The organism is Microseira wollei NIES-4236 (assembly GCF_020521235.1).
In the GTDB taxonomy this organism is placed as follows: domain Bacteria; phylum Cyanobacteriota; class Cyanobacteriia; order Cyanobacteriales; family Aerosakkonemataceae; genus Microseira; species Microseira wollei.
The window spans coordinates 1-12,841 of record NZ_BLAY01000009.1 but is presented as its reverse complement, the minus strand read 5'-3'; the positions used below and the strand labels follow the sequence as shown (position 1 = coordinate 12,841).

The following is a 12,841-nucleotide window of genomic DNA, read 5'->3' as shown; positions in this document are numbered from 1 at the left end:
ATTTTGGCATGTGGTATTATATCAATACTTACCCACGACGAAGCCATAAACCCGGTTGCTTCATAAATTCTTCATAGATAGTGCCAATTCAGCATTCCAACTCCAACTAATCGTGTAATTTACGTTCATTAACGATCGCTAAAGCGGCTATGAGAAAGCGAGTTATCCTGACACTGATGGAAGGCAGCTTTGAGCAGGGGTTTCCAGCTATTCTGCGAATTAGCGAAAATAACGTTCTGACTGAAACGGCTGTTCAGATTCCAGGTAAGTTGCCTCCAATCCCTCACATTCTGGAAAAATTCACTCATTGGCAGCTAGCCTATAACCAGATACTCGTAGCGGTTCGCGCCATTACAGTGCCCGTTCAAAAAGTGACTAATGTTTCTTCCACTCAACTCGGTACTGATTTGGTAGATAGCCTGAATGACTGGCTTAATTCGGCATCTAAAGACTGGGAAAAAATCCGGGATGGATTGCAAGTAAATTTGAGTACAACTGATGAAATTGAAATTTTGATTGAAACTAACAAGGTTTCTTGCTGCGATCTCTTTTCCTAGAAACCGGGTTTCTTTTCTCGTCGTGCGTAAGTCCCGAATATGTTGGTTGGGTTTCGTACCTCAACCGAACCAACAAGCTATGCCAAGTCAGATTTTGGCATGTGGTATTATATCAAAACTTACCCACGACGAAGCCATAAACCCGGTTGCTTCATAGATTTTTTTTCATAGGGTCTTCATAGATAGTGCCAATTTGGCATTGCAACTGCAACTAATCGTGTAATTTACGTACATAAGCGATCGCAAGCAGGCGTCTATGAGAAAGCGAGTTACCTTAACGCTGATGGAAGGCAGCTTTGACCAGGGGTTTCCAGCTATTCTGCGAATTAGCGAAGATAACACTCTGACTAAAACGGCTATTCAGATTCCAGGTGAGTTGCCTTCATGCACTGACATTCTAGAAAAATTTACTGATTGGCAGCTAGCTTATAACCAGATACTCATGACGCGCACCTTTACAGTGCCTGTTCAAGCAGTGACTAATTTTTCTTCCTCTCAACTTGGTACTGATTTGGTAGAGAGTCTAAATGACTGGCTTAATTCGGCATCTAAAGACTGGGAAAAAATCCGGGATGGATTGCAAGTAAATTTGAATACAACTGATGAAATTGAAATTTTGATTGAAACTAACAACCAGGAACTGTGGCAACTGCCCTGGCATAAGTGGGACTTGTTCGAGGATTATCCCAAAGCAGAAGTTGCTTTGAGTCCTCCAGAGTATAAACGACCGAAAAAGTTAGAGATAAATAATGCTAACGGTCAAGTTAGAATTTTAGCAATTTTTGGCGATGACGAAGGAATTGATCTAAGCAAAGATCGAGCTGATTTAGAGCAATTATCAGACCGGGCATCTGTCAAATTTTTACCAAAACCAACACTCAGAGAGTTTCATGAAGAACTTTGGGAGCAAGACTGGGATATTCTATTTTTTGCGGGGCATAGTTCCAGCCACGAACAAGGGCGAATTATGCTCAATGAAACAGACGAAATTACGATTGATGAATTAAAATACGCGATCAAAAGAGCGATCGATCGAGGCTTGCGCTTAACGATTCTCAATTCTTGCGATGGTTTGCGCTTGGGACAAGAACTTCTGGAATTGCATCTGCCACAAGCGATCGTAATGCGAGAACTCGTGCCAGATGCAGTGGCGCAAGCTTTTTTAAAGTACTTTCTCACCGCTTTTGTCAGCGGACAGTCTTTGTATGCTTCGGTGCGAGATGCGCGAGAAAGGTTGCAAGGATTGGAAAAAGAATATCCCTACGCCACTTGGTTACCTGTCATTTGTCAGAATCCCGCCGAAATTCCACCGACTTGGCAAGATTTGTGCGGGGGGTCCTTGGCGGGCGAGACGCCCACCCCACAAGAGGTTTTGCTCAGGGCGGGCGAGACGCCCACCCCACAAGAGGTTTTGCTCAGGGCGGGCGAGACGCCCACCCCACAAGTGTTTTTGCAGCGGGCAGGCGAGACGCCCACCCCACAAGTGTTTTTGCAGCGGGCGGGCGAGACGCCCACCCCACAAGTGTTTTTGCAGCGGGCGGGCGAGACGCCCACCCCACAAGTGTTTTTGCAGCGGGCGGGCGAGACGCCCACCCCACAAGAGGTTTTGAGGCAGTCTAGACTTCGCACATTCCTCAAAAAACATATCCAAACTGTGCTGGTGGCAAGCGTAGCTGTAACTGCTTTAGTGATGGGAGGGCGTTATTTAGGGATGTTGCAAGGTTGGGAATTGCAAGCTTTCGACCAACTGATGCGATCGCGTCCACAGGAACCACCCGATCGACGCCTTTTAATCGTAGCGGTTACCGAAGAGGATTTTCAGTTGCCAGAACAGAATCCCAGAATTGGATCGATATCTGATTTAGCGCTGGCTAAACTTTTGGATAAACTAGCACAGTTCAAACCCCGCGCGATTGGTTTAGATATTTATCGCGATTATCCGGCAAAAACTGGCACAAATTTAGTGGCTCGAATGGGAAGGGATAATAACTTTTTTGCTATTTGCAAAGCGAGCGATCGCCCAGGGAACCACCCCGGAATTGCACCGCCTGCCAATGTCCCTTTACAACGCCTTGGTTTTAGCGATGTGGTGGCAGATCCGGACGGCATTCTGCGTCGTCATCTGTTAGCAATGGAACCAGAGTCTTCGTCGCCTTGTACTACCCCCTATGCTCTCAGCGCACAGCTGGTATTTCATTACTTCGATAGAGAAGGAATTTCTGTCCAGTACAACCGCCAGGGAGATTTACAGATTGGTAATGTTACGTTCAAGCGCTTGCTTTGGCGCATGGGCGGTTATCAAAATGTGGATACTTGGGGGTATCAAATATTGCTCAACTACCGTTCCTATCATTCGCCCGCAGCTTTTGCCCCAATTGTCACACTGGCAGATGTTCTCAACGGTAAGGTTAATCCCGATGATGTGCGCGATCGCATTGTCCTGATCGGCGTCACGGCTCCCAGCGCTAACGATTATAGTCTGACTCCGTTTAGTACTGGTAAGGGTTTTTACCAATCAATGCCTGGAGTAGTTGTCCAGGCGCAGATGGTGAGTCAACTTTTGAGTGCGGTTAAAGATGGGCGACCTTTGTTATCAGTTTGGCCTGTTTGGGGAGAAATTGTTTGGATTTGGGGATGGTCGGTTGTGGGAGGGTTTTTGGTTTGGCGCGGGCGATCTTCGCAACTATTTTTGTTTTTGTTGCCAGGATCTGCCCTGGGAATATTGTTTGTGCTTTGCTATATTTTGTTCCTACAAGGCAATTGGGTTCCTCTCGTTCCATCAGCCTTAGCGTTGGTATTGACTGGTAGTAGTGTAGCTTTTTACTCCACCAAGACCCAGAAACTTTCATAGAAACCCGGTTTCTTTGTTTCCAGTTCGGCAACAGCAGTTTATGTTAACTCCTTTAAATTATGATTCCGAAAAAGCAAAAAGTTAACCGCATACCAAACTGCAAACTTGTCCTGGCTACCAGTTTGGTAATATTGGGCTGCACGCAAGTGGTAGCACAGCCTATTAAGGATATACTAATTGGGCAAAGTCCCGTTTTGAACTCTAGCGGAAAATCAAATCAACCAGCCGCACCAACGCCACCAGATAATGTTGGGAGTAGCGGCGATCGCATTCAACCTGGAAGCCAGATATTTGCCGCACCGCCTCCACCATCAGGCACCGGGGCACCCGGTCAACGGGAGGGCAGAGGAAGTCGTGGCAGTGAAATGGACAGTCAGATTGCTACCGCTACGTCTGGGGAAAAGCCTCTTATAGCTTTGGTTCCAGTTTTTCCGGCTAACGATGGTTCGGATGCGGAATCTGTAGGGGGATTTACCACTACGGAACGTCCAACTTTCTGGTTTTATGTTCCCTATCAGCCTCCATTGACGGGAAAGTTTGTGTTGCGGGATCGAGATGGGAATTTGGTTTACGAAACGGATGTGACGCTACCTGGAAAACCGGGAACGATCGCTATTTCCATTCCCACTACAGAAGCACCCCTGACTGCTGGCAAGCAGTATTATTGGTACTTCAAAGTTTACTGCCAGCCTGGTGCCAAATTGCTTTCTTTTGTTGAGGGATGGATTCAAAGAACCTCACTGAATCCTGCCGTTGAGAGTCAGTTGCAGAATGCTACACCACAGCAGAAAATTGCCCTTTATGCTAGCAATGGGATTTGGTACGAAGCGCTGACTGCTGCTGCCGAGATGCGTCGCAATAACTCGAAGGATACGAATTGGGCCAATCTGTTGCAAGAAGTTGGCTTGAGCAAGATTGCGTCAGAAGCGATCGTGGAAAATTGATATCAACGATCTTTGTAGGGGCACGGCATAAATAAACTTTGCTCTGAACGAGAAGCTTTTCTCCCGCCGTGCCCCTACAACCAATTTTAATCATTACCAATTACCAATTACCAATTACTAGCAACTTGCGTTATTACACAAATTTGAAGTCTCTAGAAAAGTTGACGTCGGTGGAATCTTGGATAATGGCAATTAGGTCAGTACCCAAATAGATTCCCGTATCATTTGCCGCACTACCAACATTTAAGTTGCTATAGCTGAGAGAGTACTGACTGGCATTACCCGGCACTTCAATGCGATCTAACTCCCCTTCCCAGTCTGTAATGATGGCATGTCCTGCTCCCTGGTAGGACACACCCCAGAAACCGCCCAACACAAAGGTATCCGAGTCAGTACCGCCAGTTAAAGTGTCGTATTCTATACCACTGGTTGCGTAGCCATGGAGGCGATCGTTCCCCATATTACCGAAGACTTGATCGTTGCCACTTCCACCTAGCAGAGTATCGTTATCTTTGCCACCTCGGACAGTATCATCTCCAGCGCCTCCGGAAATGAAATCGTCACCGATGTTCCCGTTGAGGTTGTCGTTGCCAGCGTCCCCAAAGATATCATCCTTGTCTTTCCCACCCCAGATGGTGTCATTGCCGCCGTTGCCGCCAAGCAAGTCATTGCCTTGGTTGCCATTGATGATGTCACTTTCTGACGAACCTTCAACCCAATCGTTTCCTTCTAAGGCACGCAGTCCTAGCGGCGAATCAGCCAGCACACCTGGGGTAATCTCAAAATAGTCATCGTCGGAAGTTAGGTTGAAAAAACCATCATAAACACTGGCAGACCGAATGCCTGTCGAATTAGCGGTTGCCGTCAGCGTGTTTTCTACCTGCGCCGGAGATAAATTGGGATTGGCACTTAAAACTAAAGCTGCAACCCCGGCTACATAGGGAGCAGCCATTGATGTACCGCTGATAGATTCATATCTATTACCTGGAAATGTAGAGCGAACATCTACTCCTGGAGCGACGACATAATCTAGGGGTGTAGTACCAGCATGATTGGAGTAATAAGGCATAGCATGATTGCGATCGATTGACCCGACCGTAATGCCAAAATCAGTAGCGTAGCGACCTGGATAAACAGGTTGCAATCCTCCATCATTGCCAGCTGCGGTAACAACAACCACTCCTTTGTTAAAGGCGTATTGAATCGCTTGCGCTTCTTCAGGAGAAGTAAACGGACCACCCCAGCTGAGGTTAATTACATCAGCACCGTTATCGACGGCATAACGAATTCCAGCAGCAATATCAGCTTCAGTTCCGCCGAATGAATCGAGTACCCTCACGGGCATAATTTTGGCATTTAAAGCGACGCCAGTGACACCAAAATCGTTTTTTTCTGCTGCAATAATTCCCGCGACGTGAGTGCCGTGACCATCACCATTTATATCCATCGGGTCGTTATCACGATTGACAAAATCCCAACCCCGAATGTCATCGATATAACCATTCCCGTCATCATCTTTTCCATTGCCAGGAATTTCGTCTGAGTTGACCCAGATATTGTCATCTAAGTCAGGGTGGGTGTAGTCAACTCCACTATCGATAACGGCAACTACAATCCCCTCACCCGTGTACCCTCTATTCCAAACTTCTGGCGCGTTTACCATATCTAATCCCCAATTATCGCCGCCTGAATTGGGGACATCTGCAAAGCACTTTTGTCCAATTGCTTGTGCCACTGCCGCCGATGCATTTACCAGACCATAGCCGAAGAGACTGTTATAAGGAATAGAGGTAGCCATCAGTTATCTCCTATACGCTTAATTGTTCAGAAAGCTTTCTATCTCGCTCTAAAAATGGATATGTCCTACCCCAACGAACTTATGCAGCGACGGCTCAACTTCTTGATCAACCCTGCCATATATTTTTTGGTGTTTTGTTACAATTATTTACATTGTGTAGGCTAAAATCTATCTGGCGGGGGGTGTTAGCGCGAGCGCTCTCTATCCCCAACAAAACTGAGAAACCGGGTTTCTGGCTGGGTGCGCTCGCTCCCTCTGCCAAGGATTTTTGATAGAAACCCGGTTTCTTGGCGTAAGTCCTGCCCAAAAGTTCGTCTAGACTTGGGCAACCGTTTCCAGTACAATTCATCGCCATTATTGCGGCAAAACCTGAATGCTTCGGCTTATGAAAGGGTGTCATCTCCGATTCTGGTTGCTAGAAAGCAGCGTTCTGTTTTGTTTATGGGTCGCTGACCCAACGGCGGCACAAATTGCCCCGGATGCTACTCTGCCAAATAACTCCACGGTCAACCTACAAGGAACGACTCGTGTGATTGAGGGAGGCACAACGGCAGGTGGGAACCTGTTCCACAGTTTTCGCGAGTTTTCCGTTCCCACAGGTGGGGAAGCTTTTTTTAACAATGCCGGTGATATTCAAAACATCTTTAGTCGGGTAACGGGTGGGTCGATTTCTAACATTGATGGGTTGATTCGCACTAATGGTACGGCTAGTTTATTTCTGCTCAATCCCAATGGAATTATTTTTGGGCCGAATGCAAGGTTAAATATTGGAGGTTCGTTTTTTGCGAGTACAGCTAGGAGTCTAACTTTTGCTGATGGAACGCAGTTTAGTGCTATACCATCCCAAACCACACCACTACTGACTATCAGCGTGCCGATTGGCTTGCAATACGGGAACAATGCCGGAAATATTCAGGTGCAGGGGTCTTTTCTAACAGTGCCGAATGGTAAAGCCTTAGCGCTGATTGGCGGCACAGTGAGATTGGATGGCGTAGTTTTGGAGGCTTTTGGGGGTCGGGTTGAACTAGGAGGTTTGGTAGGAGAGGGAACTGTTGGTATCAATGCTGATGTAGAGACGGGAAATTTCGCATCTCTACAATTCCCCGATGGCATCTTGAGAGCAGATGTGTCTTTCACCAACGGCTCTATAGCTAGCGTAGTGGCTGACAATAGTGGCAGTATTGCCATTAATGCCAGTAACTTGGAAATTTTGGCAGAAAGTGTACTGCTGGCGGGTATAGCATCCGAATTGGGTTCTATTGATAGTCGAGCCGGAAATATTGAAATTAATGCTACAGGGGCAATAAAGATTGCCAATGACAGCCTGATTGTCAATTCGGTGCTACCTGGGGGGATGGGCGACGCGGGCGACATTGAGATTACCACCAAGTCGCTGACGATCGCCAGCGGCGCTCAACTGAATGCCAGCACTTTTGGCAAGGGGAATGCGGGAAGCGTGAAAGTTACTGCCAGCGATACCATCTCCTTTGATGGAGACGGTGGAATCTTCACCACAGTGGAAAAGGGAGCAGTGGGCAAAGGTGGCAGCATCGAGATTGCTACCGAATCGCTTGTTGTCACAGCTGGGGCTCAACTACAAGCCTTGACTCGCGGGCAGGGAGATGCCGGAAGTGTGAAGATTACTGCCAGCGATACCATCTCCTTTGATGGAGTGGGTAGCAATGGATTTCCCAGTGGAGCCTTCAGCACAGTGGAAAACGGAGCAGTGGGTAAGGGTAGCAACATCGAGATTACTACCAAGTCGCTTGTTGTTAGAGGTGGCGCTGGACTGAATGCCTTAACTCGTGGGCAGGGAGATGCCGGAAGTGTGAAGATTACTGCCACTGATACCATCTCCTTTGATGGAGGTGATGCGTTCAGCACAGTTGCGGTGGGAGCAGTAGGCAAAGGTGGCAGCATTGAGATTACTACCAATTCCCTTGCTGTAACAGACAGCGCTCAACTGGCTGTGGGCACTCGCGGACAGGGAGATGCCGGAAGTGTGAAGATTATTGCCACCGATACTGTCTCTTTTGATCGAGGCAGCGCCGCCTTCAGCTCGGTGGAAAAGGGAGCAGTGGGTAAAGGTGGCAGCATCGAGATTACTACCAAGTCCCTTGCTATCACAGACGGCGCTCAAGTGAATACCTTGACTCGCGGACAGGGAGATGCCGGAAGTGTAAAGATTACTGCCAGCGATAGTGTCTCCTTTGATGGGGTGGGTAGCAATGGATTCGCCAGTGCCAGCTTCAGCACGGTAGAAAAAGGAGCGGTGGGCAAAGGTGGCAGTATCGAGATTACTGCCAAGTCGCTTGCTATCACAGACGGCGCTCGACTCAATGCCAGCACTCGCGGACAGGGAGATGCCGGAAGTGTAAAGATTACTGTCAGCGATAGTGTCTCCTTTGATGGGGTGGGTAGTAATGGAGCCGCCAGTGCAGCCTTCAGCACAGTGGAAGCTGGAGCAGTGGGCAAAGGGGGCGGTATCGAGATTACTACCGGGTCGCTTTCTGTTAGTAATGGTGCTGCACTGACAGCTACCAGTGCAGGGAATGGTAGGGCAGGCGACATAGTAATCAACGCTGGCTCTATCCGCCTGGACAGCCAAGCATTACTCAGCTCTGACACTACAGGAGGCGAAGGTAATATCAGGTTGCGCTCAGAGTCTTTGCAATTAACCCGTGACAGTGAGATTACCACCAACGCGACCGGAGGAAAGAGCGGCGGCAATATTGACGTGCAAGCCTCTGCTTTGATCTTGCGCCAAAACAGTACCATCACCACCAATGCCCAAGGAAGCTTGACTGGAACCGAGATCAAAGGTGGCAACATCACCCTCGACACCGATGTAATTGCTGCCTTAGAAGATAGCGATATTAGCGCCAATTCTGACAATTTCTTTGGGGGTAAAGTCCAAATTAATGCCCAAAGCATTTTTGGCACTCAGTTCCGACTGGCATCTACTCTAGAAAGTGACATCACCGCCACTGGGGGAGCGCCTGAGTTAAGCGGCATAGTAGAAATTAATACGCCCGATGTTGACCCCAGTTCTGGATTAATCGAATTACCAGCCAACTTCGTCGATATCACTGGACAAATCGTTCAAGATTGTCCTACAGGTACAAGGTTTGCAGACAACGAATTTTTCATCACCGGACGGGGCGGCATTCCACCGACTCCCAGGGAAGCACTTTCCCACAATGCCATTGAGGTCGATTGGGTCACTCCTAACTCACAGGTGCAGGGGAGCAGGGGGGCAGGGGAGCAGGGGAGCAGGGGGGCAGGGGAGTCGCCTATTCCTAGCGAAATTGTAGAAGCTACTGGGTGGGTTAGGGGTGCCAATGGCGAGGTAATTCTTACTGCTAATCCGCCAACTGCAACGCCTTACGAAACTTGGTATCGTTCAATTCTCTGTCCTGCACCGCAATCGAATAATTAATCACTGGGTTTGTCGATGTAGAAGCGATCGCTCTCTATAAGTTCATCTAGACTTGGGGAACCATTTGCAGTATAATCTAACGCCATCATTGCGGCAAAACCTTCTTGCTTGTGCTTATGAAAGGGTGCGATCGCCGATTAGGGTTGCTAGAAACCAGCGTTCTGTTTTGTTTATTCGTCGCTGAACCAACGGCAGCACAAATTGTTCCGGATGCTACCTTGCCAAATAACTCCACGGTCAACCTACAGGGAACGAGGAGTGTAATTGAGGGAGGAACGACGGCAGGTGGGAACCTGTTCCACAGTTTTCGCGAGTTTTCCGTTCCCACAGGTGGATCAGCTTTTTTCAACAATACTGGTGATATTCAAAACATCTTTAGCCGGGTTACGGGTGGAAACATTTCTAATATTGATGGGTTGATTCGCGCTAATGGTATTGCGAACTTATTTCTGCTCAATCCGAATGGGATTATTTTTGGGCCGAATGCCAGTTTAAATATTGGTGGTTCGTTTCTGGCTTCTACGGCGAATAGCTTCAAGTTTGCTGATGGCGCAGAGTTTAGTGCCACCAATCCAAGCGCCCCGCCTTTATTGACTATCAATGTGCCTATTGGCTTGCAATTTGGGACAAATCCAGGAAGTATCGTCAATCGATCAAGGTTGACAGACAGGAATAATGTTCCCCTTGGACTCCAAGTACCGCTTGGTCAAACAATAGCCCTAGTAGGCGGCGATGTATTGCTGGAAGGTGGAAGTTTGACAGCACCAGAGGGACGAATTGAACTGGGAAGTGTCGCTGATTCTGGTTTGGTCAGCCTAAACCCAACAGCTCAAGGTTTGGCTTTAGATTATCAGGGTGTTTCTACTTTCAGGGATATTCAACTGTCTCAGGGAGCAAGTGCTACTGCCAACGGCGAGGGTGGCGGTAGTATCCAAGTGCAAGGTAGAAGATTGACTCTGACCGATGGTTCGCAGATTAATGCTGCAACGCTTGGAGCAAAACCAGGTGGAACTGTGAATGTAAGAACCTCTGAATCAGTAGAACTAACTGGCACTTCACCGGATGGGCAAACTGCTACTAACTTGGGTACCACAACTTTGGGTACTGGAGATGGTGGTGACGTAACAATTCAAACCGGGCGGTTGATTCTCCGCAATGGGGCAGGAGCGGGATCTGCCACCGCTTTGGGTCAGGGAAATGCAGGAAATGTGTCCGTGAATGCCTCTGAGTCGGTAGAACTGATTGGCACTTCACCTAATGGGCAGAACCAGAGTTTATTGGGTGCTGGGACTTTCGGCAGTACCGGAGATGCAGGTAACGTGACGATTCAAACCAGGCGGTTAATTGTTAGAGATGGGGCAGGAGTATTTGTTGGCACTATTTTGGGTGGTGGGAATGCAGGAAATGTAACTGTGAATGCCTCTGAGTCGGTAGAACTGATTGGTACCTCACCTAATGGGCAAATGGCGAGTGCTTTGGCTGCTGGGACTGTCGGCGGTACGGGAAATGCAGGAAACGTGACTGTTCAAACTAGACAGTTAACTGTTAGAGATGGGGCAACAATATTAGCTCGCTCACGTGCGAGCCAGGGAGATGCAGGAAATGTGACTGTCAAAGCTAGCGAGTCTGTAGAACTAATTGGTGCCAGTACTTATATCTTTACTTCAACTTCTAGTGTTGCAGATGCAGCAAGCAACTTTACGATTTCAGAAATCGGAGATGCTGGCAATGTAACGATTGAAACTGGGCGATTAATTATTCGGGATGGGGCATCAGTAGTAGCTAACTCCAGGGGTAAGGGGAATGCAGGAAATGTGATCGTGAATGCCTTCGAGTCAGTAGAACTGATCGGCACCTCACCCGATGGACAAAATCTCAGCAGCTTAAATGTTGAGACTCTAGGTTCCGGAGATGCAGGCAACGTGATGATTAAAACAGGACGGTTGATCCTTCGGGATGGAGCAGTGGTAGAAGCTAGTACCTCCGATGGTGAGGGGAATGCAGGAAATGTGACCGTGAACGCCTCCGAGTCGGTAGAGCTGATTGCTGGCAGTGGCTTGGTTGCTGCCAGTTTCGGTGACGGAGACGCAGGTAACGTGAAGATAGAAACTGGGCGGTTGATTCTCCGCGATGGCGCAGTAGTAGGAGCAGTCACTGGGGGCAAGGGCAATGCAGGAACTATAACTGTGAATGCCTCTGAGTCGGTAGAGCTGATTGGCACTTCACCCAATGGGCAGTTGCGTAGTGGCTTGTTTGCTAGAACTGTTAGTTCTGGAGATGCAGGCAGCGTAACTATTCAAACTGGAAGGTTGATTGTCCAGAATGGGGCACAGGTAGACGCTAGTACTATTTTGGGTGAAGGCAACGGAGGAACCGTCGCCGTGAACGCTTCTGAGTTGGTGGAACTGAGCGGCAATTCACCCAATTTAAACTCTGGCAGCGGTTTGGGTACTTTTAGTATCGGTGGCGGAGATGCGGGCAATGTAACGATAGAAACTGGGCGGTTGATTCTCCGCGATGGGGCATTTATAGTAGCTGGTACTCTTTTGGGTAGTGGCAATGCGGGAACAGTCACCGTGAATGCCTCTGAGTCAGTGGAACTGAGCGGTACCTCACCCAACAATCTGCTTCGTAGTGGCTTGAATGCTGCCAGTTTTAATGCTGGAAATAGTGGTGATTTAAAGATTACCACTGGGCAGCTTATTGTTAGGGATGGGGCTGAAATCAATGTCACAAGTCAAAACGTGGTAGGCATAAATAATGAAGCTCTGATAGATGTAGTAAATAATAGTCTGGGGGATATAGATATAGATATAGATATTGGCTTCCTTAATTCTGTAGCTGGCAACTTGGGTAATCCAGGTAACATCAATATTACAGCTCGCGATATGCGGCTGGATAACCAAGCTAGACTTAGTGCGACATCCGACATAGGTCAAGGTGGCAATATTCAGGTGCGATCGCGCAATATCCAATTACGCAACCAAAGTCAGATAAATGCCGCCGGAAGCCTAAACCTCCCAACCACAGAAGGCAGTATCGATATTCAAAGCCAAAGTTTAGTTTTATTGGAAGGTAGTCGAATCATCACCAGTGCTAACGATCCTAGAGGAGGGAGTAATATAGCGATCGCACCCCGCAACGATCTAGGATTGGCAGTTTTTCAATCTTTAGATAGCATCATCAACGCCCGTGGCGAACTAAATATCGAAGGAGATATTCAACCAGACCCACCAGATATTCCCCAAATTG

7 protein-coding genes are annotated in these 12,841 nt (G+C 48.1%); 5 read left to right on the top strand and 2 right to left on the bottom strand.

Going from position 1 to position 12,841, the window contains the following annotated elements; all coding sequences use genetic code 11:
• The first annotated feature begins 149 nt into the window (after positions 1-149).
• From MiSe_RS04405 to MiSe_RS04395, 3 genes are all read left to right on the top strand, one after another.
• A complete protein-coding gene (locus MiSe_RS04405) occupies positions 150-557 on the top strand; it encodes a hypothetical protein (protein ID WP_226575275.1) in 408 nt (135 codons plus the stop codon).
• 256 nt (positions 558-813) lie between these two features.
• Positions 814-3,408, top strand: coding sequence for a CHASE2 domain-containing protein (locus MiSe_RS04400; RefSeq protein ID WP_226575274.1), 2,595 nt, complete (start codon positions 814-816; stop codon positions 3,406-3,408).
• A 59-nt stretch (positions 3,409-3,467) separates the two neighbouring features.
• Positions 3,468-4,352: a DUF928 domain-containing protein gene (locus MiSe_RS04395; protein WP_226575273.1), complete on the top strand. Its 885-nt coding sequence runs from the start codon at positions 3,468-3,470 to the stop codon at positions 4,350-4,352.
• 133 nt (positions 4,353-4,485) lie between these two features.
• On the opposite strand, the gene MiSe_RS04390 is transcribed toward MiSe_RS04395, so the two are convergent.
• A complete protein-coding gene (locus tag MiSe_RS04390; RefSeq protein ID WP_226575272.1) occupies positions 4,486-6,150 on the bottom strand; it encodes a S8 family serine peptidase in 1,665 nt (554 codons plus the stop codon).
• A gap of 106 nt (positions 6,151-6,256) precedes the next feature.
• Complete coding sequence (locus MiSe_RS04385) at positions 6,257-6,550, bottom strand: hypothetical protein (RefSeq protein WP_226575271.1); 294 nt, start codon at positions 6,548-6,550, stop codon at positions 6,257-6,259.
• On the opposite strand from MiSe_RS04385, the gene MiSe_RS04380 reads away from it, so the two are divergent.
• The gene (locus MiSe_RS04380; RefSeq protein WP_226575269.1) at positions 6,536-9,589 is read left to right on the top strand and encodes a two-partner secretion domain-containing protein; all 3,054 of its coding nucleotides are present in this window, start codon (positions 6,536-6,538) and stop codon (positions 9,587-9,589) included. The two genes, MiSe_RS04385 and MiSe_RS04380, sit on opposite strands and share 15 nt — an antisense overlap.
• A 116-nt stretch (positions 9,590-9,705) precedes the next feature.
• Positions 9,706-12,841: two-partner secretion domain-containing protein (locus tag MiSe_RS04375; protein WP_226575260.1), on the top strand; the 3,136-nt coding region annotated here is incomplete at its 3' end.